Consider the following 26,424-nt stretch of genomic DNA (forward strand, 5'->3'; position numbering starts at 1 on the left):
TCTGTGGCTAGAAAAAAACGTGGCAAAAAAAAATAATTAAATGAAAAACTGGAAATTTTATAATGCGTTGTTCGTAAGAGTTGTGTTTGTAATGGCGCTCTTTCTTTGCAGTGCACTATTGTTATATAAAGGATTTCATTACAACGCTTTATTAGTTGGAGTTTTTGTTTTGATTTTTCTTTTCGAAATGTATTTTTTTGTCAAAAACCAATTGCTGTTTTACGATAAAACAATAAACTCGATTCTGCATGACGACTTTTCTACCCATTTTCCAGAAGAACATAAAAAAGATAATTTTAATAGTCTGTATCTTTTATATGATACATTAAAAGTTCAGAAACAAGAACAGATTTCCAAAGAATTAATCTACCGTTCGATTTTGAACAGTATTGATACCGCTGCTTTAATTTTAGAAAAAGAAAATGAAAATTGGTCTGTTTTTATAATGAATGACTGTTTTTCGAAGCTGTTCAAAGTGCCAAAAGTAAGTCATTGGCAATATCTTAAAAATTATCTTCCGAGTTTGTGCAGTGAGATTGAAAAGGTCGGTTTTGCAGAACTTAAAACAGCCATTTCTATTAAAATTGAAGATCAAGACCTTCAGACTTTTATGCTTCAGACGTCGCATACCCAAACTTACAATAAAGAGTACTTTATCATTTTACTAGATAGTATTCAGCGTGTTATTGAGAAGAAAGAAAAAGAAGCGTGGATTAATTTGATGAAGATCATTTCGCATGAATTAATGAATTCGTTAACGCCTATTCGTGCGCTTTCGCAGAATCTGCTTCATATTGTAGATCAGGAAGAGTTGGAAGAAGACGATTTTGAAGACATCAAAAGCAGTATTTCGACCATTATAAATAGAAGTGATCATTTGCAGTTTTTTGTGGAGAATTATCGTAAACTAGCTATGCTGCCAACGCCAAATAAGCAAATGACGCCAATTAATGCTCTGTTTGAAGATTGTCTCCGAATTATGAGTCCGATTTTGAAGGAAGAAAAAATTGAGTTGATAAATGAAATACACAGTTCGCGTTCTATTATGATCGATAAAAATCAGATGGAACAAGTAATTATCAATTTGATTACCAATAGTATTCATGCTTTAAAAGAAAAAACAGAAAAGAAATTGCTGATTTCGAGTTATACTGAAAACAATCGCTTTTTCATTGTGATTTCAGACAATGGAAAAGGGGTAGATGCTGAGATTCGAGATAAAGTTTTTCTTCCGTTTTTCACCACTAGAAAAGATGGGGCAGGAATTGGCTTAACGCTTTCTAAAAATATTATAGAAGCACATGGTGGTTATTTAAGCTACCAAACTGATGAAGATAAAACAAGTTTTGTGATTTGCTTGATTTAAAAAATGAACCATACAAGTGATATAAGTTCATTTAAAGTTTTACTTTGTTATTTAGTCTCGCAAAGACGCGAAGTCGCAAAGCTTATTTTAAATTTTCTTTGCGACTTCGCGTCTTTGCGAGAGATATAAACACAATCTTTAAATGAACTTATATCACTTATATGGTGAAAATGATTTTTACGATTCAACTTCAGGTTTCCAGAAGTGCTTTTCAAAATCTACAATCTGATTGTTGACCACTTTAATTCCTTCATTTTCTAAAAGCTGCTGCATTAAATTGGTTCCATCAAAATGATGTTTTCCTGTCAGAAGCCCTTTTTGGTTTACCACTCTATGTGCAGGAACATCGTCCATGTTATGGCACGCATTCATTGCCCAGCCCACCATTCTTGCAGAACGAGCCGTGCCTAATGCTTTTGCGATAGCGCCATAAGAAGTAACTTTTCCAAACGGAATTTGTCTGGCGATTACATAAACTCTTTCAAAAAAATTCTCTTCTGCCATGATTTTGTTTTTTTGCCACAGATTAGAAAGATTAAATGGATTCTCTGTTTAAATCCTTGTAAATCTGCGTGAAAAATTATTTAACACAAAGTAAAAAAAATCATTTTAATCCTTTTAATCTGTGGCCATAAAATTATCCGAAGTAGTAATTCAGGATATTAAAAAGTGTTGCAAGAGCAACTAATCCTGTAATAGATCCTATAATAGTGTTCATGTTTCGCATGAAGTAATCGGTTTTCTTTTCTATTCTTCCAAAAAAGGCAATATAGCTATACAAAATTGCAAAAGCTCCAAGAACTGAGCCTAGTACAAAGGTTAAAATGATAGTGTTTTCGAATACAAAAAGATGATACGAAGCAAGCGTTACACTTATTACAACATAATAAGGAATAGGAAAGAAGTTTAGTCCAGAAAGTAGCATTCCGAGAAAGAAACTGCTTTTTTTGCTGGTTTTCTTTAGTTTGGTTTTTTTCTTAGCTATAGGATCTTTTGCAAAAAAGAAAAAATAAATAGTTAAGATAGAAAAAATGATAAAACCAGCTTCACGCAATAATATGACAACATCTGGACGATTGTCTATCACACGAGCAAATAATACCGCAATGTAAGCTTGGAAAAAAATAATTAAAACCGCACCAATTACAAACGACAGAGCATTCTTCTTCCCTTCTTTCATTTTTATTTTGGCAGCCGTCATATTGAGCAATCCAGGCGGAATAGTTCCAATGGCAGCGGCAATAAAACCTGAAATTAATGGAGTAAGGTAGGTCATTTAGTGATTAAATCGGTTAGATAAAGGCTTCAAAATTAAAGTTAGTCTTTAATTTTGAAACGAATATACGTAATTGCCTTATTAATTTCTAAATATTGTTTTTCGTAAAAAGTCTGAATAGAAGTCACAACTTCAGGGCTTCCTTCGTTTTTATATACGTTATGATTTGCATACAAAACTTCGTGACCTTCACCGTGAAGCAATCCAAGTGTATAACCGTGCATAAATTCACTGTCGGTTTTTAGGTTTACAACACCGTCTTTTTTCAGGATTTTTTTGTACAATTTCAAGAACTCAGAATTGGTCATTCTGTGTTTCGTTCTTTTGTATTTGATCTGCGGATCTGGAAAAGTAATCCAGATTTCGTCAACTTCGCCTTCGGCAAAAATATGATTGATCAATTCAATTTGCGTACGAACGAAAGCAACATTATGAAGTCCGTTTTCTACAGCAGTTTTAGCACCACGCCAGAAACGAGCGCCTTTAATGTCAATTCCGATAAAATTTTTGTTTGGGTATTTCTCTGCTAATCCAACAGAATATTCTCCCTTTCCGCATCCTAACTCTAAAACTAATGGATTATCATTTTTAAAGAAATCAGAATTCCATTTTCCTTTTAAAGGCATTAAATCGCCTACAACTTCTTCTCTGGTTGGCTGAAAAACGTTTTGAAATGTTTCGTTCTCTCTGAATCTTTTTAGTTTATTTTTACTTCCCACTTTTACAAAAATTTTCGGCAAAATTAAGGAATATAAACGAATGTAATGGCGTAAGTGGGTTTAAATGTTTTTTTGCCACAGATTTCAGGGATTGAAAGGATTTTTCAATGCTTAATAATAAAGTCCCTACGGGACAACTTCAAGTTGAAGATTATTTGTTTTTACCAATATTTAATCTCTACGAGATTTATTTTGGCTAAGAAGTATTTCTGTGTTATTCCGTCAGGAATAAGATATCGGTAGCACAAAATATTGGTTGGAAATAATATATAGATAAAAATGTCCCGTAGGGACTATATGTTTAAAATGTTTTCGCCACGAATTACACGAATTTGCACGAATCAATTTAACTGCAATGCAGAAAAAAAATTAGTGAAAATTCGTGTAATTTGGGGCTAAAAAAAAATATTTTTTAACCGTAATGTGGCTCAGTAATTGGTTTTGATTTTGGATCTAAAGTTTCATCGTGTTGAGATAAATCCAATCCGATGTGTTCTGATTCTTCTGAAACTCTTAGTGGAATAATGAAATTGGTTACTTTGAATAAGAAATAAGCGCCGAAGAAAGTAAAGATAGAAACCAAAACCAACGCCATCATGTGATGTCCGAAAACATTCCATCCGCCGTGAAGTAAGCTTGCATCTTCGCCGTGAGCGAAAATAGCAGTTAGAATCATTCCCATAATTCCGCCAACACCGTGGCAAGCAAAAACGTCAAGCGTATCGTCGAATTTTTTAGAATATTTACAGTTTACAGCTGTGTTAGAAACCAAAGCGGTAATGAAACCGAAGAACATACTTTCTGGCACAGAAACAAATCCTGCGGCAGGTGTAATGGCAACTAAACCAACAACAGCACCAATACAAGCGCCTAGAGCAGAAACTTTTCTTCCGTTCATTCTGTCAAAGAAAATCCAAGTCAACATGGCTGCAGCCGATGAAGTTGTCGTTGTTGCAAAAGCCATCGCAGCAGTTCCGTTGGCAGCAAGAGCAGATCCAGCGTTGAACCCGAACCAGCCGAACCAAAGCATTCCTGTTCCTAATAAAACAAACGGAATATTGGTTGGAATATGCTGGCTGTTTTTTCTTTTTCCTAAAACAATTACTCCAGCCAAAGCAGCAAAACCAGAACTCATGTGTACCACAGTTCCTCCTGCAAAATCTTTAACACCAAAATAACTTCCTAAAACGCCCGTTGGATACCAAACGGCGTGGCATAAAGGAGCATAAATAAATATCGTGAATAAACTAATGAAAACTAAATAAGAAATAAAACGAACGCGTTCTGCAAATGAACCTGTGATAATTGCAGGACAAATGATGGCAAATTTCATCTGAAACAAAGCAAAAAGCATAAACGGAATCGTACTCGCCAATTGTTTATGAGGCAGAACGCCAACATAATCCATAAAAGCAAAAGTAGTCGGATTGCCAAAAAAGCTATAAAAATGATCTCCAGAACCAAAACCAACCGGTTCTCCAAAAGCCAAACTAAATGCTACAACAACCCATAAAAGCGTTACAACTCCTAAACAGATAAAACTTTGAAGCATGGTCGAAATAACGTTTTTCTTTCCAACCATTCCGCCATAAAAGAAAGACAATCCTGGTGTCATAATTAAAACCAGACAGCTCGAAGTAAGCATCCAGGCAACATCGGCAGGAACGATATGATCTGTAGTTCCAAATTCTGATAAAACATAATTATTTTCGGTCACTGTTGGCCAAAATGCCCCTATCGTACATACGACGCTTATCATGATAAAGGAGATAATCCAGCGTTTTTCTATTTTCATTTTTAAAATACTTTGTTTAACCCTATTTTTTTTGGGGTCAAAGTTAGAAAAAAATAAAGATTCTTGTTTTTAAGGCTGTTAAAATAGAGGTGTGGGTTTTATTTTGGTGAATTTTGTAAAATACCGCTCGTTTTTTTGACAGTATCTTATTCTAAAGTTACAAAAAAGCACTGTTTTTGCCGAATTAATTAAAAATAATCTGCTAACAGTGCTTCTAAAGTGCGCAAAAAGTTACGTTTATAATAAGAAAACCGTAAAATGTTTTATTTTTTCTGAAGTTTTGCAATCAAAGCGTCTTCAATTGGTGCTTTTATTTTGGTTACGGCATCAACTTCGTCATTCGGAATTGTCATTGACAGCACATAATGCTGAATTTTCCATTCGTTCCCCACTTTTATTAAAACTCCAGAACCGCGACAGATTTTCATTTGTGTATCTAGCAATTCATCAAACCAAGCAATTTTTCCTGATTTATCAAAAAAGATATGACGTTCTAGAGCTTTAAAATTCCAAGTCGTTCCTTTATCAAAAAAAGGCTTTGCCCAGATAGCAAATTCTTTTTTGGTCCAATTTTCGGTTGCATCGGTTCCGATGTAAATGGCATCGTCTGCCAAGACATTAAAGTAGGCATCGTATTTTACCTCGCCAGCAGCTTTGTGCCAAGCGTCAAGAGTCTGATTGATTTTGATTTTGTCTGTTTGCGCATTGGCAAAAGAAGCAACAAATAAAAGGAGTAAAAGTGTTTTTTTCATGAGATATGTTATTTGAGTTTAAAGGTATAATTTTTTTAACGATGGAAGTGAGGTTTCTCGCAATGCTATTTTTTGAATCTCGCAAAGTCGAAGAGTCACAGAGTCGCAAAGTTTATTTTAAGATGCCTAATGACTATGTACCTTTGTTCCTCATTAAATTATCATTAACATTACTCATGTGATTTAATCTCTCAAAAAACCACTATATTTGATTCATCAATAAAAATACCCCCATCATGAATGCAAAAATACTTCTAGGCTCACTAGCTGTTACTTCTTTACTTTTTATTTCCTGTAAAAAGGAATTAGAACCGCAGGCAAGTACAGCATCTTCCGAATTAGTAAGATTAGGACTTGCAAAAGATACAACTAAACCTGCAGCGCCAGTGGTACAAAACCCTGCAGCAAATCCAAATACAGTTTTAAGCGATACTAAAGGAATCAATCCTGCTCACGGACAGCCGGGACACCGTTGCGATATTGCAGTTGGAGCACCTTTAAATTCTGCACCGACACAGCAAGTACAAGCGACTCAAGGACAAACCGTTCAGGTAAATCCGAGTCAGCAGAAAATGGTGACAACTACAACAACTACACCTGTTAAAGTAGCAAAAGGGATGAATCCGCCACACGGACAGCCAGGACACAGATGTGATATTCCTGTTGGAGCGCCTTTAAACTCGCCTAAAGCGACAACAACTGCAACAACGACAAATACAGCTCAAAGCGGAACAGTTACTCAAAATTTTACGGTTTCTCCGCCAGCTTCAAACCCAGTTCCTGCATTGTTAAGCACAGAAGGTACTGAAGCGACAGTTGCAGACGGAATGAATCCGCCACACGGAAAACCGGGTCACCGTTGCGATATTGCAGTAGGCGCACCGTTACCTAAATAAAGTAAACCATATAAGTGATATAAGTTAATTTAAGATTTTCACTTGTTGTTATCCATAAAAAAAGCGAAGCCGTAAAGTACTACTTTACGGCTTCGTTGCTTTGTGATGTAAACTTAAAATGAACTTATATCACTTATATGGTTTAAAAAAAAATTAATGTTCTTTTATCTTCTCGAAAGTGCTCGTCAATGTTTTTTTAGCTTTGGCCAATGCACCGCTAAAAGCTTTTTCTAGAGTGTCGGCATGTTCTGTAACCGTAATTGGCTGTAGTTTTACAGGACGAACTTCAATCACACATTTTTTGTCATGCAAGCTGAATTTTTCTCCATTTTCATCTCCAAAATGAATTTCTACGCGAGTAATTTTATCTTGAAAACGGTCTAAGCTTTTTTCTACTTCTCCAGAAAAATAACTTTCTAATCTTGCACTTCCTTCAATGTTTTTGTCGGTGTTGATTTGTACTTTCATAACAAATAAAATTTAATGATTCATTCTCAAACTTATAGATTTTAAAGATAAAAGACAAGTAGGTTAAGGAAATATTATGAAATTTTAAATTGATTTATTTTTCAATTTTGTAATTTCGATTTGGAGAAAATATACTTAGAGTATTTTATTTTTAAAATAAAGAAAAAACTTACAAGTTATTTTTGTTTTTCATATATTTGGAGTTCCTAAATGCAAAAAATATGAATACAAAAAAACTTCTTGCCCGTATGGTATGGTGGCGGTATTGGAAACAATCGCAACGCTCTTTGCAGCGTAGGACACCTAAGCTATGCGGGTTTTATAATTCCTAAATGCAAAATTATGAGTACCAAAACCCTTTCCAAAGAAACCGAATTGAGGTTAACTGAATTCTTCAACAATTCAATCGATTCTAAAAGTATGGCAAAAACGATTAGGCAAGTAAATTTCCTAATTGCGTTAAACGCAATACGAGAAGATGGATTTATGAAAACCGAAACCGTAAATATTGAAGATGGTTTCTATTGGTTAAATGAATTAGCCGAAATTCTTGATCCTTATTTGGGGATTGAGTAAGAAATGAGAAAAAGCCACTTTGAGGAGTGGCTTTTTATATTTAGAAATTTCTAAACTTGTTTGATTTCAAATTTAATTATGTGTTCGCATAGATTGCATTTTATAGAGCTTTCATTATCCACAAGCATATCTATTTCAATTTCATTATCACAAACGGGACAATTGTAGATAATTTCACTAAGTTTAATTGGTGGAGTTAATGAAGTTGGAATAGGTAAAATTGAATGTTCTATCATAAATTACTAAATTGAATATAGTCATAAATAAAATCATTTATTTGTTCGTTCTCAGAATCAAATTTTAGAACTATTTTAGAGCATAAATTTTCAACCCATTCTTCAATTTCTTTTGCTGAATTGAGTTTATGTAAAAAAAGTAAAAGTTTATTTTGATCAGTAAAATCATCAATGAATATTACAATGTCTTCTTTGAAACTATCTGCATAGTTTTTATTTGACTGTGTTAAGTAACTTTCTAAAAAATGAATTTTTTCAGCTAAACTAACCATGGCATTTTTCTTTCAAATATAAAATAAAAAGTTATGCTAAGTTTTTGTATAACTTGTATTTTTTAAACGAAAATTATTACATTAAAAATTAATAGATCCAAAAAAAAGTTAATTTAGCAACTCAAAATTATTCTTTATGGCAAATACTTATTTAAACTTCATATCTGATGAACATTTTTTAAATTGCATAGGTAATCTACATAAATCGTATTTAAAAGCTAAAAATAACATCACGAAGAACAAGTTTTATAGTAATAAAGTAGATACCATAAAAATGACTCTTGATTCAAAGTTTAACGATATAGATGAAGAAAGCCTGATTCAATCAGAAATATTAAGGCAAATAGACAAATCTATAAATAATTCAATTGGAACGTTTCACGAACAAATTTTGGGTGGAATAAATGGTTATGAAATTGGAAACCTAAGTGGTTTCGATATAAAAGCAACCAACGATACATTATTTGCTGATATAAAGAATAAGCATAATACTATGAATAGCAGTTCTGCTGAAGCGCTTTTCCAAAAACTTGCTAGATATGCTGATACATATAAAAAAGCAAATTGTTATTGGGTTCAAATTTTAGCGAAAAAAAGTTTTAATACATTATGGCATGGTGATATAAATGGAAAAGAATACAGCCACTCTCGGGTTTATAGAATTTCAGGAGATAGGTTTTATGCCTTGCTTACTGGTGAAGAGGATGCATTTTTTCAATTATATAAAAAATTACCAATTGCAATTGAAGATTATTTAAATTCAATTGCTAAAAATCAGACGATAAATGATAATTCTGCGATAGATGAAATAAAAACTATAGCAAATTCTTCGAAACGAACTATTTTGGATCAAATAACTTTTGAAAATTATAGTTATTATTTAGATTTTGATAAATTATAATATTTATTTAAAAAATCTATTATAGAATAACCAACTTCCTTGCCTAAGTTTACAGGAACTGCATTTCCAATTTGTTTATATTGTTGAGCAAGAGAACCTTCAAATTTCCAGTCATCTGGAAATGTTTGAATTCTAGCATATTCTCGAACAGTAAATGGTCTAGTTTCTTCCGGATGACATCTTTCGGTTTGTTTTTGTGCAGGACTACAAGTTAAAGTTAGACAAGGTTCATCCCAGCCGATTCTTCTTGCAATTCCAGTTTTTCCTCCGCCAAGATAAAAACTTCCACCCATGAATTCTTTTTGGATATCTAATGGAAGGTCTCTCCAATAACCTTTTTGTGGAACTAATTTTAAAACATCAACTTTTGATTGAGGATATTTTGAACCTCCTGAATGAGGAACATCACAATCAAATAAATCGCCTTTTTTTAATGCATCTTCAAGATTGTATATTTTTTTATAAGGTTTTGGATATTCATATTTTACATGAATGTCTTTTCTAACGCCAACTAAAATTAATCGTTCTCTTTTCTGAGGAACATTAAAATTAATTGCTTTTAAGACTTGTACAGGGACTACATTATAACCGATTTCATCTAGAATAGAAATCATACCTTGTAATGTTTTACCGTTATCATGGCTTAATAAACCACGAACATTTTCTCCAATACAAATTGGAGGGTTTACTTCTTTTACAGCTCTCGCAAATTCATAAAACAATGTGCCTCGAGCGTCTGATAATCCTAATTTTTTTCCTGCATAACTAAATGCCTGACATGGAAAACCGCCCGTTACAACATCAACTTTATTATGAAATTCTGAAAAACTATAATCTTTTATATCTCCTTCTAAAACATTCCAGTTTGGTCTATTTGTTCTTAATGTTTCGCAGGCCCATTTATCAACTTCATTTAAAGCTACACATTTTAAACCTGCTTTTTCCATTCCTACAGCAAGTCCGCCAGCTCCCGCAAAAAGTTCAAGAACTGTATAATCATTATGCGGTTTTACATAATTAGAAATAGTTTCTTGTATATCATTATCTATAAAACTTGAAAATAAATTATTAATTTCAGATCTCTTGTACATTCTATAATTACTCATAGGTTCACGTACAGCATTCAGTCTTCCTTCATTATCCCAACGTCTTAAAGTCTCTTTACTCTTTCCTAATAATTCTGATGCTTCAGACAATGAAATATAATCACTCATAACCAAGTTGTTTAACATTATACAATGGTTACAAATTTAAAGGAAAAACTTTCAAATTAAGATTGTTTTTTTGTTATAAATTGGAACAAAAAGTGTTTATTTTTTTAATTCGCTAAAGATCATTTAAATAAGACAACACACATTTTTTTTAGAAATAGATTTTTTCTACCCTTTATCCTTCTTCCCCCATTTAACCTTCATTTTTCCTTCATTATCATAAGCAATCAAATGCAGGACAATACCGCGTTCTCGAACGGCTTTTCGTTCTTCTTTGGTGGCGAGTTTGGCGTCGTTTTTAGAATTTCTTAGCGGAACTGTGAGGGCGAGATTCGTGCCTCGACCGAAAGAATAAACGCCTTCTGCATCTAGGTTGAGAACGCTCGAACTTATAGTCAATTTATGGATATCGATTTGCTCGCCGCGAAGATTAAACGAACCCGATAAATCACTAAAAGTAATATTCTCTACATCACGAAACGGAAAAGCAAATTTGCCAACTTTCATAATCGGTTCAAAATTGATTAAGGCACCTTGATTGACATTAAAATCTAGTTTTCCTTTCATAGAATTGACAATCAAATCGCCTGTACTGCTCATTAAACCCGCAACATTGGCATTGCTGGTTAATCGGCCGCGAATGTTTTTCGGACTAAAAGATTTGATTCCGAAATTGTTGAAAGATCTTAAGAAACTGGCAATATCAACTCGGTTTACCTGCGCGTTTGAAGTAAAGACATAACGATTTCCGCTTGGTTCGACAGAACCGCTAAAGTTTATGCTGCCGCCAGAAGTATTTAATGTTCCGTTTTTTAGCAGTATTTTAGAATTTAGCATCTGGATTGTGGCTTGAGTATTGGTTGCAGTAAGCGCGCCATATGTGATTTTATCTGCTTTGAGATTAATTACAGCAGCGCATTTTTCGATTACAGATCGTAACTGATTTGTAAAATTGACATTCTTTTTCACTGGTTTTTTCTCCGCCACTTTTTGTTTTGGAGAATTTTGCAGAACACCTAAAAACTGTTTTACATCAATATTTGGACAGTAAATATTCCAGTTTACGACCATTTTTTCGGGTGCATCGTAATAGAGATTCAAGAAATTATCAATTTTTCCGTCAATACGGATAATGTTCTTTTTGTGTTTGTAGGCTATTTTTTTAATGTAAAGCGCTTCTTGCGTAAAGGACAATTGTACAGCCGTTTTTTCGGCATGAATTCTTTTCGGAAGATAATCGAATGTAGCATCAGCAATATCAACATCTCCCGTAAATTTGGGTTTATTGATGTACAAATCGACAATGTCAAATTGAAATTTCAAATTGGCTTTGGCGTGACCGCTTTCAAAATGAATAATTTTTTCATTCATCAACCCGTTCAGTTTCGAAATATCAAAGTCAGAATTTACAACTCCTGTAGCAATTGGTTTTTCAAGATTGTTAATTACGGCTTGCGCAATTGTCAACGGAATACTTTCGTATTCGGCTTTAAAATTGTTCAGAATAATAGCCGAGTTCGGATCGCTGGATTCCTTTTCAGGCTTAAAAGTGTTAGTAAAAATTCCTTTAAAACTGCAATTGGTAAACAAACCGTCAGGAATGCTTACTTCGTTATCGCGAATGTCGGCCTGCACCACAATTTTAGGATCGCCTTCAACATTCAAATCGCCTTTGATGTCGCAGTTTACCTTAATCGGTTTTTTGATGTCGAATTGGTTAAGCTTCGAACTGATGTTTGCCGATAATAAATTGGAAGCATTTCGCCATAAAATATCCGTCCCGATATTGATTCCGAAAAGCGAATTGTTTTTTCCGATATTGAAGAAAGCGATAATATCAAAAACGTCAGAACCAATTTTTAGTCCTTTGGTTTTAATATCTATTTTCTGATTGGCTTCGGCATACGAAATGTCAAAATTGCCTTCTAGAACTTTCTCTTTAGCAAAACTTCCGTGAACGGTATTAAAGGCTAGACTATTAATTTTGGTTTTCAAATATAGATTAGTCTGCCAGTTGTTGTCGCCATAATTTACTTTAGATTCTAAACTCGCCACATCAAAATCAAACAGTTTATGCCCCAGATGATTGTCTATAATAACATGGACATCGTTGAGGTTTACTTCGTCAATAGTCGTTTCGGGTTTCTCTTTATCGGTTTTTGGTTTCTTCTTTTTGGGTTTAAAAATATTAGCATTAGAATAACCGTTTTCGGCTTTATAAATATAAATATCGGCGTCGTTGATTAAGATTTTATGAATGTTGATTTCGTGTTGCAACAAACTCAAAATATTCAAACGCGCTTCGATTTCTTTTGCTCTCAGTAAAGTATGTTTGTGGCTCTGCCATTGATTGTCTTTTATTTCGACATCATTAAGTGCCAATGTAAAGTTTGGGAAACCAGTAAGAAACTTATAATGAAAATCTCTAATGTGGAATTTACCATTTATGTTTTCGTTGATTTTGGTATTGACTTTAGCAATAATTTCGGCTTTATTTCGATTAAAATATATCGACAAACCTCCGCAAGCGAGCAAAAGAATGGCAATTAAGCCCAAGATAAAATATCCAAAACGTTTGGCATATTTTTTAAAAGAATCAGATTGCAGAAAGGTTTTGGTTTTGGATAAAGCTTCTTTCATAGTCGCCGAATTTTGAATGTATTAAAGATACTACAAAAAACATTAACTTTTTATTAGTTTGATTTTCAGGTAAATAAATTGTAATTTTAAAGTTATCTAGCTTATAATTAATGATAATACATTTATAACGAAAACTAATTTAGTAATGGTGTTTGATTTATTTTAAATTTTTAAATTTGTACTGTAGTTTGAAAGTTAATATTTCGAACCTAATTTTAATCTTAATATATTATGGCATTAGCAATAACAGATGCTACTTTTGATGAAGTAGTTTTAAAATCAGATAAACCAGTAATGGTAGATTTTTGGGCAGCATGGTGTGGTCCTTGTAGAATGGTTGGTCCAATCATTGACCAATTAAGCGAAGAGTACGCTGGTAAAGTAGTTGTTGGTAAAGTAGATGTAGATGCTAACCAAGAATTTGCTGCAAAATATGGTGTGCGTAACATACCAACCGTTTTGGTGTTTCAAAATGGTGAAGTAGTAGGAAAACAAGTAGGAGTAGCTCCGAAACAAGCCTACGCAGATAGTTTAGACGCTTTATTGTAATCTTAGATTGCAATATTATATAAAAGAGGTTTGACGAGAGTCAAACCTTTTTTATTTTTTTATATGTTAAGTTTTTTAAACACATAGAAACATAGATTTTATGTTCATAAAAGAGTTTAGAGAAAACTAGTTTTTACATATAGCTTATGTGGTTTTAAATAAGTGAAACGCCTCTACGCTCAAAGATAAGCTATGTTTCTATGTGTTAGAATAATTGAAAAAGTTGCTCTAAAATCAATTAGTGGCTGTGCGTTTCACTGTTTTCATAACCTAAAACCGTAATCATATAAGGCGTGCTAGACACTTTTGTTTTTTTGATTGCCAATGTAGAAAGGTTTACTTGTATTAATTCTCCCGTTGTTGGCGAAGTAATATAAGCAAAACGATCTGTAACTGCCATTTGAGGTTTTAGTGTAGCATCTGTAGCCGTTTCTGAAGTTGCTTTAGTTTCTTTTATAGCTTGTAAACTACTGATATCGTAAAGTTTAAGCTCTCCAGAATGCAATAAAACAGCCAGTTTTTTACGATCGTAACTCGTTTTGCATTGCATAATGGTTGTGTTGGCAATAATTGGTTTTACAGTATTAGCTGCAACATCAATTAAATAAGCGCCTTTTGCAGCCGTATACCCAATGAATTTCCCTGCTGAAGCTGTTTCTAAAATACTCCCGAACCAAGCTGTTCCAAAATCTGCTGGATGATCGATTAGTTTTTGGTTTCCGTTGCTTTCTACAACCAAAATTCCGCTTGACGAACCGAAAACAGCATAAACACCGTCTGAAGCATTTCCGTGAATTCCTTTTGTCGCAATTTTAGCATCAAAAAGCGTTTTTCCGGTATTGTCAATAATTTTTACTTTTTCTGGAAGTGTCCCTGTTGCCGAATTGTCTTTTACGGTAATTGCATAAGTTCCGTTTGTAAAAGTAGCCATTGCACCGTGATGTGCCAATAAACCTGCACTTATCGTTTTGAACGTTGAACCAGCTTTGTTTACATCTGCTTCTTTACCAACAGAAAGTGTTCCATCGCCGTCATTAAAAGTTAAGATTTCTCCAATTTTACTTTTAAAATGTGTTGGTTTTAATGCGCTTGTCGCTAAAACTCCAAATTTTGGAACATCATCAACATCAATGTGATCGCCGTGTAATTCCAATCCGCTGTCGAAAGTTTCTACGAAATTATTGTCTCTGTGAACAATTCCTGCATAACGTCCAGATTCTGTAGTGTACAAAGAGGCTTTAGCAAATTTTGCCATAAAAGAACTGATCTTATCTTCATGCGGATCAAAAAGCGTTAACTCCGTAGTTTTTTCGTCAGAAAGTAAAACTCGAACAAATGTATGTTCTTCCGAAGTGTCGTGATCGTGATCATGATCGTCATGGTTGTCATCGTCGTTGCTACATGAAACCGCAAAAAGCGATAAAGCAAATAAAAATAGCAGTTTGTAAAACTTGTTTTTCATTGTAATAAAGGATTTAAAATTTGTAATTAATTGAGTTTTGAATGGTTTGCTTATCGCAAAAACGAAAACGGAATCTTCATAGAAACAATAATGTTTCGTCCCGCTTCTGGAAGTTCGATAAGTCGATAAAAGCTGGTGTGATTTAAATATCTTGTATTAAATAAATTTTGGATCTGAATATTGAGGGTGATATCCTGTTTTCCTGTTTTAATTTTTGAGCCAAAAGCCACATTAAAAACATGACTTTCAGCCGTTTTTTTCTCAGGTGGAACGATATTGTTTTGCTGTGCCGTAAAACGATAATCAACAGAAAAATAAGGTTCTTTTAAAAAAGGGATTTGAGGTTCATAATTCAATCCGAATAAAACAGAAGGTGGCGGAGAAAACGGAAGTGTATAGCCTTTTTTACTTCCTGATTTTTGTTCAGAATAAAGATATTCGGCACCAATTTCTGCACTTAAGGATTTTAGGAAATAATATCTTGTTTGAAATTCTGCGCCATAGCGAAAGACTTTACTCTGCTCATATTCAAAAACCTGATTTCCTGCGCCATAATAAATATCATGAGCTGAGGTTGGATTGAGATAAATGAAATTTGGAAAATAGTTCACAAACGGAGTCAGTTGAAAAGAGAAGTTTTGCTGATTCCATTCCACACCTAAATCCAATTGATACGAACGTTCTGCATCCAGATTCGGATTTCCTTTTTCGAATCTGAAATAATGATAATTTACACCATTTGAAGCCAGTTCTTTGGCAATTGGCATTCTAAAACTCGAGCCCAAATTGGCCTTCAGCGAAAGCTTTCCAGGATTGTAATTGGCTCCAATCGACCATGTAAAACTGTCAAAAGTTTTGGTCAAATCTTGAGAACGCTGTAAATATTTCAATTCTGTTTGATTGTTTTCTGAAACAGGACTTTGAAACCAATCGTAGTATGATTTCATTTTTATTTTTCCGTAATCGTAACGAACAGCGCCGTTTAAAAACCATTTTTCGTTCAGTTCAATTTTATCATAAGCAAATAAACCAGCGTTAAATTGCGTGAAAGATGGAATCAAAAAGCTCCATCCGCCAATTTCATTTTGCTGAAAAACTGCATTCGAACCAACCGTAATTTGATGATTTTGAATTCTGAATTCATCTTTAGCAGAAAATGACCAGACATCTTTATCATATTGACGTTCCAAATCTTGTGGAGCGTACATGTCCTCAGGGTAAATTGGAGGCATATAACCGTGATTGACATAATGGCTATATTCTCTTCTAAAGTTATTCTGAAAACCAATCTGTGTCTCAAAAGCATGATTTCCCAACTGAAAAGAAGTCGTATTGCTAACCTTTAAATGATTGACTTGCTGATACGGCATTAAAATATCACGGCTCGATTTGTCGTGCAATTCCAGATCTACATTTCGAGGTTCGAGCCCGTGCGCATTCGCGAAAAATCCGCTTTTGGTATGCACGTTACTGAAATAGAAAACCGATTTAAAACGTTCTCCCGAATAACCCGAACTCAAATGAAAATCGAGTTCTTTCCCAGCCGTATTTCGCAAATGATTTTTGTATAACGGAACAGCATAACTATACACATGAACCACATCGGTCGGAACGCGATAATCGCCGTAATCCATTGTGGTAACTCGAGAATCAAAGAACCAGTTTTTGTTTCTTCCAAATAAATTAATAGAACTTCCAAATTGCGCATTGTTGCTTTTTCCAGTGATATCAACGCTTCCGCCAAAAGTGTTTTGCAACGGAAGAGGTAAAGGTTTAATATTTACCGCACCGCCAACAGCATCAGATCCGTAAATAAATGAAGAAGGACCTTTTATAATTTCTACCCGATTTACAGCATATTGATCGATTTCCAATCCATGATCTGCGCCCCATTGTTGGCCTTCGTGTTTCAAACCGTTCTCAACCACAATAACCTGATTGAAACTCAAACCACGAATAAGCGGTTTAGAACCTCCAGAACCAATTGAAATAGTTTTAACGCCAGGCAATTTCTGCAAAGACTGCATCAAACTCCCGCCAAGATTACGTTGAATAAAACTATTGTTTACCGTTTCAACATTCAGCGATTCTTCTTTTTTGCGTTTCTGAACAGTATTGTTGTTGATTAAAACTTCGTCAAGTTCCTTGATTTCTGGTTTCTTTTCTGAAGGCTTATTCTGAGAAAAGGCTTCTGCCGTAATTAATAAACTGAGGAGTAAAAAATAATATTTCCAATACATGGATAGGGCATTCTTCATTAATCTGATCTTATAAAATTTTAATACTTAAACCTTTCAGCGTCTGCCAGCCTTCTTTATCCGTCAAGCGAATCATAAAATGATAATCTCCGGGATCAACATCTGCAGGAATAGTGATTTGTGCTGTTGCTTCGTAACTTTTCACACCATTTGGAATGGTGTAATTGTTTATAAAAAGCATTGGTTTTACAGGACTTTTTACCGCTTCCATTTCACAAGTTGTAACTTCTGTACTGTGTGTATGATGATCAAAATTGTGATGAATATCGAGGCTGTAAGAACCCAAAGCGACATTGTCATTAAAAGTGGCTTTAAAAGTGAAGGTTTTTCCGCGTTCGATCGTGCTGCATTGAATCGGAAAAGCATTTGCTCCAGTGATATCAATTATGGGATATTCGCTGTCAATTTCGGCTTTGTCGCTGGAGCAGGATGAAATAAAAGTAAGCGCCAAAATGGCCATTAAAAGCTTTAATTTTTTCATATTTTTTGATTTATAATGGTTAAGTTTTTCTTCGCTTCTAGCTTGCTTCCGTTTTGATCGTTTACGATAATGATGAAGTTGTATTTTCCTGCTACAGCATCTTCTGGAATATCAAAATGTTTGTGAACTGTTGCGTTTTTTGCGCCCGCATATTGTGTCCACGTAATTTCGTGCGACCAGACTTTCGAGTATGTTTCGGTACTTTTTTGTAGAATTTTTACTTGTACATTTTCGATTTTATCAACAGCAGTTACTTCTGCATTAAAATGGAAATCTGCGCCAATAGTTGCTGTTTCGCTGTTGCTAAGACCCAGCTCGATTTTGTCAATAGTTGGAATTGCCTGTTTTTCTTCTGAATCGTCATTACTGCAGCTTGTAAAAGCCATTGCGACAAAGAGCGAAACCAGAATAAGTTTTGTTGTTTTCATTTTTTCTGATTTGATTTTGATCATTTTATAAAGGGTATTTGGGTTATAAAAGAGGTTGTAAATGCTTTTAAGCTTTTCTAGCTAAAGACATTAGGTTAAGGTTTTTTCTTTAAGGTTTTCTTTGATTTAGCTCTCGCAAAGTCGCGAAGACACAAAGAAAATTGTCCTAAACTCTGTGTCTTCGCGACTTTGCGAGAACAAACAAATGCTTAAAACAGTACAGCCGTAACTAAGACCGAAATTTGGATTTAGTTCGAATGTGTTAATCGATAAAAAGTTGATTTTTTTGTGCGGAAAAAGCGGAAAACAATAATAATGTCAATGACAATATCAATGACAATATCAATATCAATACTTGTTTAATTGCTTAAATGAATGAAATCGCTATTTAATGATTCAAGATTTTGAAATCATTAAAACATGTAAATAGCCGAATTGCCAAAGCAAAACAGAGCACAAAAAATATTAAAGTGTAAAAGGCGGGGCTCGAAGTGAGAAAAGAGCGCCCTTAAAAAAAGCAAAATGCGGTTTGCTGTAAAAAACAATGTGTTTTGCAACAGGATTATTCTTGAAAAACTGAAAAACATTAATTTCAAATGTCCCAACTGCACTAAACTTAAAATCACAAATCGAACATTTATGAAACGAATGCAATTTGGCTTTAAATTGTGGTTTTTCGGAAACAGAAAACTCTAATTTCTCTTTTGACGAATGAGTATCCAAAATATGCTCATACGAATGGACGGCCGGAAAAAGTATTGCGAACAATACAATCAAAGGCATCAAGAGATTTATAAATTTAAGTTTCTTTTTCATTCGTGAAGATTAACTTCTAGATGAGGTTTTTTATGCTGTTTAATGCAATAGTGTTGCAAATATAGAAATCTTATCCTTAAATGCAATGTTGTTGCAGTAATTGTTTGCGAAAAATCAATGCTTTTGTTAATTTTAGCAAATCTTATATTCCTTAAAAATGAAAATTTTCTACAGCCTTCTTTGTTTTTTTATCTTGATTTTCAATAGTTTTTCTCAGTCAAAAGCAAATGAATTATTTGAAAACGGCGTTTCTGAACAGCTGGCAAATTTTCGTAAAAAACAGATTTCAGATCTTCAATACACTTTGTTTTTCGAAATTCCGAATCAGAAAGCAGAAGATATAAGCTCTAATTTGATAGTAAATTTGAGTTTATCTGATTTAAGTCAGCCGTTAATTTTAGATTTTAAAGAGAAAACTTCCAATATAAAAACGGTTGAAGCAAACGGAAAAAAACTTTCTATTGTTCACGAAAACGGACATATTACAATTCCGGTTTCTGCTTTGATTTTAGGAAAAAATACAGTTTCCATTTCATTTATTGCGGGTAATTTGTCATTAAATAGAAATGACGATTTCTTATATACTTTATTAGTTCCAGATCGCGCCAGTACTTTATTTCCTTGTTTTGATCAGCCTGATTTAAAAGCGACTTATAAATTGAATCTTTCTGTGCCCAAAGAATGGTCGGTTTTGGCTGGAGCCGATGTAGTAGAGAAGTCAGAAAAAAGAGATTTTGCAATTTATACTTTTGGAGAATCGGACAAAATGAGCACGTATTTATTTTCTTTCGTTGCAGGAAAATTCAAAAGCGCGACACAAAAGCCAGGTTTAGAAATGACGATGCTGTATCGTGAAAACAGTCCGGAGAAATTTCGCGTAAGCGCTGATACTATTTTCAATTTGCATCAACAATCTTTGGATTTCTTAGAAAAATATACCGATCGTAAATTTCCGTTTCAGAAGTTGGATTTTGCTTCAATTCCTGTTTTTCAGTATGGCGGAATGGAGCATGTAGGAGCAATTCAATACAGAGAATCAACTTTGTTTTTGGACAATAGCGCAACCGACAGTGAAAAATTAAACCGTGCAAAACTCATCGCACACGAAACCTCACACATGTGGTTTGGCGATTTGGTAACCATGAAATGGTTTGATGACGTTTGGATGAAAGAGGTTTTTGCCAACTTCATGGCCGATAAAATCATGAATCCAATTTTTCCAAAAGTCAATCATAATCTGCAATTTTTTACGGCGCATTATCCTAGCGCTTTCGCGGAAGACCGATCTTTAGGAACACATCCGATCAAGCAGCATTTGGCGAATTTGAAAGATGCTGGTTCGCTTTACGGAGCTATTATTTACAACAAAGCGCCTATTATGATGCGTCAGTTGGAAGCTTCAATGGGAAAAGAAACGTTTCAGAAAGGAATTCAAAAATACATTCAGAAATACGCCAATGACAATGCTGACTGGAATAATCTCGTGGAACTTCTCGATGCTGAAACTCCACTTGATATGAAAAAATGGAGCGAGGTTTGGGTTAACAAATCTGGAAGAGCGATTTTTACGGATCAAATAGAATATGATGCTAAAAACCGAATCAAAAGTTTTGAAATTCAGCAAAAAGCAGAAGATAAATCGGATAATATTTGGCCTCAGGTTTTTCAGATAGGTTTAGTTTATGCTAAAGAGGTAAAAGTTTTATCAATCAATATTAATGACAAAAATACTGTTGTAAAAGAAGCTATAGGAATTGAAAAACCGCTTGCGATTGTTTACAATTATAATGGTTTTGGATACGGAGTTTTTCCGCTTGACGGGAATAATTTAAATTATATTGCTGACTTAAAAGATGAAATGGCTAGAGCTTCTAGTTATAGTAATCTTTATGAAAATACTTTGATTGGCAATGTTTCTCCAGAAAGAGCTTTTGATTGTTTTTTAAAGGGAATTCAAACAGAGCAAAATGAATTGGTTTTGCGAATTGCCTCAAATAGTCTGAATACAATTTACTGGAGATTTTTTACCGAAAAACAAGAGAATAAAGTTCAGAAAAAACTTGAAGGTGTTTTATATGAACGTTTACAAGCCAATTTATCGTCTAATATTAAAAAGACATTATTCGGATTATTTAGTTCGATTGCTTATTCTGATTCGGCAAAAGCCAGTTTGTATAAAGTTTGGAACAGAGAAATTTCTATTCCGAATTTGAAACTAAACGAAGATGATTACACCAATATGGCGATGAATTTAGCGATTTTCAAACATCCAAAAGCCGATGAAATTTTGGAGAAAACCAGAATTTCGTTTACAAATCCGGACAAACAAAAGCGTTTTGAATTCTTGCTTCCGTCTTTATCGAAAGATGAATCGGTTCGAAATGCTTTTATGGAATCGTTAAAAGACGATGCAAACCGAGAGAAAGAATCGTGGGTTTCGGTTGGATTGGCAAATATTCATCATCCGCTTCGTCAGGAAAGTGCGCAGAAATATATTAGATTTTCATTAGATTTGGTTGATGAAATTCAGCGAACAGGAGATATTTTCTTTCCGAAAGATTGGCTGGATAATACCGTTGGGAAATATTCATCGAAATTTGCTTTTGATGAAGTACAGCGATTCTTAAAAGAAAACCCTAATTTTAGTCCAATCTTGAAACGCAAATTGTTTCAGGCAACAGATTTGCTTTATAAAGCGCAAAATATTAAAAAAGAAACCGAATGAAAATCGAATCGGAAATAGAAAAAGTCTCCAGTTTTCAGCATCTCGAAATGCTGGCGAATCAGATTGTGGAAGGTTTTATATCGGGAATGCACAAGAGTCCGTTTCATGGATTTTCGGCCGAATTTGCTGAACACAAAGTCTATAACGCTGGAGAAAGCACTAAACATATCGACTGGAAATTGTTTGCCAAAACGGATCGTTTGTATACGAAACGCTTTGAGGAAGAAACCAATTTGCGTTGTCATCTGATCGTTGATAATTCGTCGTCAATGCATTATCCAGAATTAAAATCGAATCAGCCTTTTTATGAAAAGAAGATTGGTTTTGCGGTTTTGGCTTCGGCGGTTTTAATGAATATTTTAAAGAAACAGCGCGATGCCGTTGGTTTGAGTGTTTTCTCGGATAAATACGAATATTACGCTCCCGAGAAAGGAAGTGATCGCCATCATAGAATGCTTTTGAACAAACTGGAAGAATTATTGGTTCAGCCAAAAGTCAAAAAAACGACCGATACGATTACCTATTTGCATCAGATTGCTGAGAAAATGCACCGCCGTTCGATGATTATTTTGTTTACCGATATGTTTCAGACCGAAGACGATGAGAAACTATTTAATGCATTACAACATCTAAAACACAACAAACACAAAGTAGTTTTATTTCATGTCGTTGATAATGAAACCGAATTGAAGTTTGATTTCGATAACACACCCAGAAAGTTTATCGACTTAGAATCAGGAGAAGAGGTTTCGATTTTTGCTGATAATGTAAAAGAGCAATATGAAAAAAGGGTAGAAGCTTATTTTAAAAACTTGGCTTTAACTTGCGCAAAGAACCAAATTAAGTACGTTTCGGTAAATGTGGGTGATAATTTTGAAAAAATATTGACTACATATTTGGTTGAAAAACAAAACTTTGGATAATAATTTAAAAAATAATTTCATTTTTTTTACAAAAACACTTGCAGAAACGAAATTCTGTTATATCTTTGCAACCGCAATAACGCAGAGGTTTGGTAGTTCAGTTGGTTAGAATACATGCCTGTCACGCATGGGGTCGCGGGTTCGAGTCCCGTCCAGACCGCAATATTGGGGAAGCCTTTCTTAACAGAAAGGCTTTTTTGCCCAAATACGGTATCTAAGATTAGTTGTGTTGTTTTGCTACGACTTTGTAACTCGTAGCTGGTTTAGTAGTTAGACCAATGAAAAGCTTTCCACTTTTGTGGATGGCTTTTTTGATTTAAGACCTTTTGTAAAGGTAAATTCCAAACCCGAAACTTCGGGAAAAACTCCAAATTCCAATTTTATCGTACAGTTTGTCATTTCGACCGAAGGGAGAAATCACACACGTAATTCCAGAAAGATTTTACCGCAAAGAGCGCCAAGAATACGCAAAGTTCACAAAGATATTTTTTAAAGAATGCAAAGTCGCAAAGCTATAGTTTAATAAAGCTTTGCTCCAATAGTTATTGGGATTCTGCTTTTAACCTTGCGTTCTTTGCGGTTAAGTAAAAGAAAGTTCCTACTTTTTAATTAAAACTTGAATTTTTAAAATATTGGAATTTAACCAATTAAAAAAATGTCTAAATTTTATTTGAAAAAACGCTTGCAGAAACGAAAATCTGTTGTATTTTTGCACTCGCAATAACGCAGGGTTTGGTAGTTCAGTTGGTTAGAATACATGCCTGTCACGCATGGGGTCGCGGGTTCGAGTCCCGTCCAGACCGCCTAAGTTTGTAAAATGCCTCTCATTACGAGAGGCATTTTTTTTATATAAACTTTGCTAGGTTTAACCGCAAAGACGCTAAAATTTACGCAAAGTTCGCAAAGTTTTTTTAGCCACAGATTATAAAGATTAACACAGATTTTTAAAATCCTTGTAATCCTTTTAATCTGTGGCTAAAAATTTTAAGTGCAAAGCTTTGCGAACTTTGCGCTTTTTCCTTGTGTCTTTGCGGTTAAATATTTTTATGTTCCAGTTTTGGAATTTGGAATTTAAAAATTTGGAGTTTATTTCTTTCCTATCTTTATATTATGGAACAATCAACATTCAAAGTAGACAAATATTATCTCCATAAAGTAGATGCCGATAAAAAAAGCATTTACTGTCATCATAATATAATGGGAGAATTGCTTGTTCCAACACATAAACATAAAAAAGCGCAAATGCTATATGCAGAAGGCGATGTAGTTTTTGTAACAACTGAAACAAAATCATATTTTTTACCTGCAAGACATTTTATCTGGATTCCTGCAGGAGTTGAGCATAGTATCGAACCAAAGTCGGAACATGTGATGATGCGAAATTTGTATTTTCCGGTTGAAAAAGATGAGGACGAATTCTATAAAATAGAGGGTATTTATCCAGTAAATAATCTCTTGCTTCAAATGATGATGTTTACCAACCAGTGGAATGGAGATTTGAAAAAGGGAAGTCCGAGTTTTGTCATTGCAAAAGCCATAAAAGCGATTCTTCCGCAGATATGTCATACCAATTTACCTCTAGAACTTCCTCAGCCTAAAGATAAACGATTGGGAAAAATTCTTCGATATATTGAAAATAATTTGGGTGAAACAATTCTCTTTGCTGATGTGGCGCATGAATTTGGCTTTAGTGAACGCTCTCTGTATCGCTTATTTCAGAAAGATCTCAAGATGTCTTTTATTCAATATTATACCATTCGAAGAATTCTTAAAGCAATCGAATTGTTATTAGAAAGAAAGCTTTCGGTAAAGGAGGTAGCTCAAGAAGTTGGTTATAATAGTGTTCCAACCTTTAGTAACACTTTTTTTAAGATTTTAGGCCAAAGACCTTCTGATTATTTAAACGGAGAAGAGATTTTGGAAAGAAAATGATTTGTTTTTTCTCTCGCAGATTTGGCAGATTGTGCAGATTCTTGCTTTAATTCATTAATTATCTGCTTGATCTGCCAAATCTGCGAGAGAAATTAAAAAATAATCACAATCAAAATCTATTTTGTAATAAATTGTTTTTCAGTGTTTTAATATAACGTTTTCGGAAAACACGACTTTAACATTTGTCCGAAATGAATATGTTATTGACTTTTTAGAATCATCAGCCAAGGAAAAAATGAAGGAACTTTGCAGCATAAATTATTCAAATATTCATGTTCCTTACAAAAACAAACTCTAAAGAAGATTGTTTTCCCAGAAGCCTATTGATTTTACTAATGGTTTTAGTATTCAATAGTTTACATGCTCAGGAAGTTCATACGGTTTCTTTACAAGAAGCGATGAAACTGGCGAAGGAAAACAACAAGAAAATCCTTAAATCTCAACTGGAGATTACGCTCGCTGAGCAAAACATCAAAGAAAGAAAAGAACTTAGATTGCCAGATGTACAACTTAACGGAATGTACTCTAGAATTACCAACATTACAGAATTTAAAGGAAGTGGTTTCTTAAAAGATAAAGAAGTTACGCCTGCAATTCCTGAAATCTACGAGGTAAATTCAACTTTTAAAATGCCAATTTACGTTGGAAACAAGATTAATAACGCGATTAAAATTGCGAATCAGGAAAACGAAATTGCGAAAATAAAATCGGAAAAAACAGAAAATGATATTGAACTAGAAGTTGTTGCAAACTATCTGGCAATTTATAAAATGATGGAACTTCAGAAAATATTCGAAGAAAACATTAAAGAAGAGAAAAGCCGATTGAAAGAAGTGCAATCGCTTCAAAAACATGGAACGGTTACGAAAAACGAAGTTATTCGTGCCGAATTACAGCTTTCAGATCGCGAATTGAATGCGTTAACTAACTCCAAAAACATTAAAATCGCACTTCACGATCTGAAAACGCTGATCCAGATTCCAGAAAACGAAGAAATTGCGATTGACACAACATCGAGTTTGGACGAAATGAATGGCTTAGATCCGTATGATTTTTATATGAATAAAGCTTTGCAAAACGAAGAAATGCGTATTGCTAGTCAGGAGCTGAATATCAGTAAAACCGAACTCAAAATGGTAAAAGGAAATTATTTACCAAGTGTTCACTTCTTTGGGAATTACGGTTTTTATTATCCAAACTATAAATTCTTTCCGCCCAATCCGTATCTGTATACTTTAGGACAGGTTGGTATTGAAGCTACTTTTGATCTTTCGTCTTTATATAAAAATAAAACCAAAATGGAGCAGGCGAACACCAAAATCAAATGGCAGGAAATGCAGAATGAAATTGTAAAAGAGGAAATTCAAGATAAGCTTTATAAAGAGCATACACAGTATCAGGAAATTCTTGAAAAGTTTGTTGTTGTGGACAAAGCATTGGATTTGGCTGACGAAAATTACCGCATTGTAAAGCTGAAATACTTAAATCAATTGGTTTTAATTACCGAAATGGTTGACGCCGATAATGCTTTGCTTCAGGCGAAATACAACAAAATTTCTACACGACTGGATGCGGTTTTAAAACATTACGAACTGCTTCATACGGCCGGAATGCTTCCGCAGAGCTAGATGGTGAGAGATTAGGCTAAAGCCTTAGAGGAAAGAAGCAAGAAGAAAGACTTGATAGAAGCAAGAAGCAAGAAAAAAGACATTTTAGAAAAGAACTAAGTAAAGAGATTAAAG

Annotated in this window: 23 protein-coding genes and 2 tRNA genes; 11 read left to right on the forward strand and 14 right to left on the reverse strand. The window is 34.1% G+C overall.

Annotation, left to right across the window (positions count from 1 at the left end):
• Positions 1-40 precede the first annotated feature (40 nt).
• Positions 41-1,366: a sensor histidine kinase gene (locus PQ463_RS19530; RefSeq protein WP_274255106.1), complete on the forward strand. Its 1,326-nt coding sequence runs from the start codon at positions 41-43 to the stop codon at positions 1,364-1,366.
• Positions 1,367-1,543: 177 nt separating this feature from the next.
• Here PQ463_RS19530 and PQ463_RS19535 read toward each other — a convergent pair whose 3' ends face one another.
• The 5 genes from PQ463_RS19535 to PQ463_RS19555 form a co-directional block, all read right to left on the reverse strand.
• The gene (locus PQ463_RS19535; protein ID WP_111286436.1) at positions 1,544-1,870 is read right to left on the reverse strand and encodes an MGMT family protein; all 327 of its coding nucleotides are present in this window, start codon (positions 1,868-1,870) and stop codon (positions 1,544-1,546) included.
• Between the two features lie 133 nt (positions 1,871-2,003).
• Positions 2,004-2,642, reverse strand: a complete 639-nt coding sequence (locus tag PQ463_RS19540; RefSeq protein WP_274255107.1) for a lysine transporter LysE — start codon at positions 2,640-2,642, stop codon at positions 2,004-2,006.
• A gap of 41 nt (positions 2,643-2,683) precedes the next feature.
• Positions 2,684-3,361 carry a tRNA (guanosine(46)-N7)-methyltransferase TrmB gene (trmB, locus tag PQ463_RS19545; protein ID WP_073408106.1) on the reverse strand — a complete coding sequence of 226 codons (678 nt, stop codon included), beginning with the start codon at positions 3,359-3,361 and terminating at the stop codon, positions 2,684-2,686.
• 412 nt (positions 3,362-3,773) lie between these two features.
• On the reverse strand, positions 3,774-5,156 hold the full coding sequence (locus PQ463_RS19550) for an ammonium transporter (RefSeq protein ID WP_111375863.1): 1,383 nt from the start codon (positions 5,154-5,156) through the stop codon (positions 3,774-3,776).
• Positions 5,157-5,419: 263 nt separating this feature from the next.
• On the reverse strand, positions 5,420-5,908 hold the full coding sequence (locus PQ463_RS19555) for a nuclear transport factor 2 family protein (RefSeq protein WP_274255108.1): 489 nt from the start codon (positions 5,906-5,908) through the stop codon (positions 5,420-5,422).
• 236 nt (positions 5,909-6,144) lie between these two features.
• On the opposite strand from PQ463_RS19555, the gene PQ463_RS19560 reads away from it, so the two are divergent.
• A complete protein-coding gene (locus PQ463_RS19560) occupies positions 6,145-6,804 on the forward strand; it encodes a hypothetical protein (RefSeq protein WP_274255109.1) in 660 nt (219 codons plus the stop codon).
• Positions 6,805-6,957: 153 nt separating this feature from the next.
• Here the strand turns inward: PQ463_RS19560 and PQ463_RS19565 are convergent, their stop codons facing one another.
• Positions 6,958-7,272, reverse strand: a complete 315-nt coding sequence (locus tag PQ463_RS19565; protein WP_111425972.1) for an HPF/RaiA family ribosome-associated protein — start codon at positions 7,270-7,272, stop codon at positions 6,958-6,960.
• Positions 7,273-7,614: 342 nt separating this feature from the next.
• On the opposite strand from PQ463_RS19565, the gene PQ463_RS19570 reads away from it, so the two are divergent.
• Positions 7,615-7,848, forward strand: coding sequence for a hypothetical protein (locus tag PQ463_RS19570; protein WP_274255111.1), 234 nt, complete (start codon positions 7,615-7,617; stop codon positions 7,846-7,848).
• Between the two features lie 232 nt (positions 7,849-8,080).
• On the opposite strand, the gene PQ463_RS19575 is transcribed toward PQ463_RS19570, so the two are convergent.
• Positions 8,081-8,356: a hypothetical protein gene (locus PQ463_RS19575; protein ID WP_274255112.1), complete on the reverse strand. Its 276-nt coding sequence runs from the start codon at positions 8,354-8,356 to the stop codon at positions 8,081-8,083.
• A gap of 136 nt (positions 8,357-8,492) precedes the next feature.
• Here PQ463_RS19575 and PQ463_RS19580 point away from each other — a divergent pair, with 136 nt between their 5' ends.
• Positions 8,493-9,257, forward strand: coding sequence for an Eco47II family restriction endonuclease (locus PQ463_RS19580; protein ID WP_274255113.1), 765 nt, complete (start codon positions 8,493-8,495; stop codon positions 9,255-9,257).
• Here the strand turns inward: PQ463_RS19580 and dcm are convergent.
• Both dcm and PQ463_RS19590 read right to left on the reverse strand, forming a co-directional pair.
• The gene (dcm, locus tag PQ463_RS19585) at positions 9,233-10,477 is read right to left on the reverse strand and encodes a DNA (cytosine-5-)-methyltransferase (protein ID WP_274257978.1); all 1,245 of its coding nucleotides are present in this window, start codon (positions 10,475-10,477) and stop codon (positions 9,233-9,235) included. The genes PQ463_RS19580 and dcm overlap by 25 nt on opposite strands.
• Positions 10,478-10,636: 159 nt before the next feature.
• Entirely contained in the window at positions 10,637-13,108 is a 2,472-nt protein-coding gene (locus PQ463_RS19590) for an AsmA family protein (RefSeq protein WP_274255114.1), read from the reverse strand.
• A gap of 231 nt (positions 13,109-13,339) precedes the next feature.
• Between PQ463_RS19590 and trxA the strand changes: the two genes are divergently transcribed.
• Positions 13,340-13,657, forward strand: a complete 318-nt coding sequence (gene trxA, locus PQ463_RS19595; protein WP_008466289.1) for a thioredoxin — start codon at positions 13,340-13,342, stop codon at positions 13,655-13,657.
• Positions 13,658-13,895: 238 nt separating this feature from the next.
• Here trxA and PQ463_RS19600 read toward each other — a convergent pair whose 3' ends face one another.
• The 5 genes from PQ463_RS19600 to PQ463_RS19620 all read right to left on the reverse strand — a co-directional run bounded on the left by PQ463_RS19600 (position 13,896) and on the right by PQ463_RS19620 (position 19,102).
• On the reverse strand, positions 13,896-15,119 hold the full coding sequence (locus PQ463_RS19600) for a hypothetical protein (RefSeq protein ID WP_274255115.1): 1,224 nt from the start codon (positions 15,117-15,119) through the stop codon (positions 13,896-13,898).
• Positions 15,120-15,169: 50 nt separating this feature from the next.
• Positions 15,170-17,377 (reverse strand): TonB-dependent receptor, encoded by a 2,208-nt coding sequence (locus tag PQ463_RS19605; RefSeq protein ID WP_274255116.1) that lies wholly within the window; start codon positions 17,375-17,377, stop codon positions 15,170-15,172.
• Positions 17,378-17,387: 10 nt separating this feature from the next.
• Entirely contained in the window at positions 17,388-17,858 is a 471-nt protein-coding gene (locus tag PQ463_RS19610) for a DUF4625 domain-containing protein (RefSeq protein WP_274255117.1), read from the reverse strand.
• Positions 17,855-18,286 (reverse strand): DUF4625 domain-containing protein, encoded by a 432-nt coding sequence (locus tag PQ463_RS19615; protein WP_274255118.1) that lies wholly within the window; start codon positions 18,284-18,286, stop codon positions 17,855-17,857. The genes PQ463_RS19610 and PQ463_RS19615 overlap by 4 nt, the downstream gene beginning before the upstream one ends.
• 465 nt (positions 18,287-18,751) lie before the next feature.
• The gene (locus PQ463_RS19620) at positions 18,752-19,102 is read right to left on the reverse strand and encodes a hypothetical protein (RefSeq protein ID WP_274255119.1); all 351 of its coding nucleotides are present in this window, start codon (positions 19,100-19,102) and stop codon (positions 18,752-18,754) included.
• Between the two features lie 157 nt (positions 19,103-19,259).
• On the opposite strand from PQ463_RS19620, the gene PQ463_RS19625 reads away from it, so the two are divergent.
• The 6 genes from PQ463_RS19625 (at position 19,260) to PQ463_RS19650 (ending at position 26,310) form a co-directional block, all read left to right on the forward strand.
• Entirely contained in the window at positions 19,260-21,827 is a 2,568-nt protein-coding gene (locus PQ463_RS19625; protein ID WP_274255120.1) for a M1 family aminopeptidase, read from the forward strand.
• Entirely contained in the window at positions 21,824-22,750 is a 927-nt protein-coding gene (locus PQ463_RS19630) for a DUF58 domain-containing protein (protein ID WP_274255121.1), read from the forward strand. The genes PQ463_RS19625 and PQ463_RS19630 overlap by 4 nt, the downstream gene beginning before the upstream one ends.
• A gap of 86 nt (positions 22,751-22,836) precedes the next feature.
• Positions 22,837-22,910 (forward strand) — tRNA-Asp (locus tag PQ463_RS19635).
• Between the two features lie 569 nt (positions 22,911-23,479).
• Positions 23,480-23,553 (forward strand) — tRNA-Asp (locus tag PQ463_RS19640).
• 307 nt (positions 23,554-23,860) lie between these two features.
• Entirely contained in the window at positions 23,861-24,682 is an 822-nt protein-coding gene (locus PQ463_RS19645) for a helix-turn-helix domain-containing protein (protein ID WP_274255122.1), read from the forward strand.
• Between the two features lie 335 nt (positions 24,683-25,017).
• Complete coding sequence (locus PQ463_RS19650; protein WP_274255123.1) at positions 25,018-26,310, forward strand: TolC family protein; 1,293 nt, start codon at positions 25,018-25,020, stop codon at positions 26,308-26,310.
• Positions 26,311-26,424 lie beyond the last annotated feature (114 nt).

It is taken from the genome of Flavobacterium sp. KACC 22763 (assembly GCF_028736155.1).
GTDB lineage: Bacteria > Bacteroidota > Bacteroidia > Flavobacteriales > Flavobacteriaceae > Flavobacterium.

What these genes read in the sequence shown, in the direction of transcription:
- PQ463_RS19530 (WP_274255106.1), top strand. Translation starts at nt 41, where the DNA reads ATGAAAAACTGGAAATTTTATAATGCGTTGTTCGTAAGAGTTGTGTTT.
- PQ463_RS19535 (WP_111286436.1), bottom strand. Translation starts at nt 1,870, where the DNA reads ATGGCAGAAGAGAATTTTTTTGAAAGAGTTTATGTAATCGCCAGACAA.
- PQ463_RS19540 (WP_274255107.1), bottom strand. Translation starts at nt 2,642, where the DNA reads ATGACCTACCTTACTCCATTAATTTCAGGTTTTATTGCCGCTGCCATT.
- PQ463_RS19550 (WP_111375863.1), bottom strand. Translation starts at nt 5,156, where the DNA reads ATGAAAATAGAAAAACGCTGGATTATCTCCTTTATCATGATAAGCGTC.
- PQ463_RS19555 (WP_274255108.1), bottom strand. Translation starts at nt 5,908, where the DNA reads ATGAAAAAAACACTTTTACTCCTTTTATTTGTTGCTTCTTTTGCCAAT.
- PQ463_RS19560 (WP_274255109.1), top strand. Translation starts at nt 6,145, where the DNA reads ATGAATGCAAAAATACTTCTAGGCTCACTAGCTGTTACTTCTTTACTT.
- PQ463_RS19565 (WP_111425972.1), bottom strand. Translation starts at nt 7,272, where the DNA reads ATGAAAGTACAAATCAACACCGACAAAAACATTGAAGGAAGTGCAAGA.
- PQ463_RS19570 (WP_274255111.1), top strand. Translation starts at nt 7,615, where the DNA reads ATGAGTACCAAAACCCTTTCCAAAGAAACCGAATTGAGGTTAACTGAA.
- PQ463_RS19575 (WP_274255112.1), bottom strand. Translation starts at nt 8,356, where the DNA reads ATGGTTAGTTTAGCTGAAAAAATTCATTTTTTAGAAAGTTACTTAACA.
- PQ463_RS19580 (WP_274255113.1), top strand. Translation starts at nt 8,493, where the DNA reads ATGGCAAATACTTATTTAAACTTCATATCTGATGAACATTTTTTAAAT.
- PQ463_RS19590 (WP_274255114.1), bottom strand. Translation starts at nt 13,108, where the DNA reads ATGAAAGAAGCTTTATCCAAAACCAAAACCTTTCTGCAATCTGATTCT.
- trxA (WP_008466289.1), top strand. Translation starts at nt 13,340, where the DNA reads ATGGCATTAGCAATAACAGATGCTACTTTTGATGAAGTAGTTTTAAAA.
- PQ463_RS19600 (WP_274255115.1), bottom strand. Translation starts at nt 15,119, where the DNA reads ATGAAAAACAAGTTTTACAAACTGCTATTTTTATTTGCTTTATCGCTT.
- PQ463_RS19605 (WP_274255116.1), bottom strand. Translation starts at nt 17,377, where the DNA reads ATGAAGAATGCCCTATCCATGTATTGGAAATATTATTTTTTACTCCTC.
- PQ463_RS19610 (WP_274255117.1), bottom strand. Translation starts at nt 17,858, where the DNA reads ATGAAAAAATTAAAGCTTTTAATGGCCATTTTGGCGCTTACTTTTATT.
- PQ463_RS19615 (WP_274255118.1), bottom strand. Translation starts at nt 18,286, where the DNA reads ATGAAAACAACAAAACTTATTCTGGTTTCGCTCTTTGTCGCAATGGCT.
- PQ463_RS19620 (WP_274255119.1), bottom strand. Translation starts at nt 19,102, where the DNA reads ATGAAAAAGAAACTTAAATTTATAAATCTCTTGATGCCTTTGATTGTA.
- PQ463_RS19625 (WP_274255120.1), top strand. Translation starts at nt 19,260, where the DNA reads ATGAAAATTTTCTACAGCCTTCTTTGTTTTTTTATCTTGATTTTCAAT.
- PQ463_RS19630 (WP_274255121.1), top strand. Translation starts at nt 21,824, where the DNA reads ATGAAAATCGAATCGGAAATAGAAAAAGTCTCCAGTTTTCAGCATCTC.
- PQ463_RS19645 (WP_274255122.1), top strand. Translation starts at nt 23,861, where the DNA reads ATGGAACAATCAACATTCAAAGTAGACAAATATTATCTCCATAAAGTA.
- PQ463_RS19650 (WP_274255123.1), top strand. Translation starts at nt 25,018, where the DNA reads ATGGTTTTAGTATTCAATAGTTTACATGCTCAGGAAGTTCATACGGTT.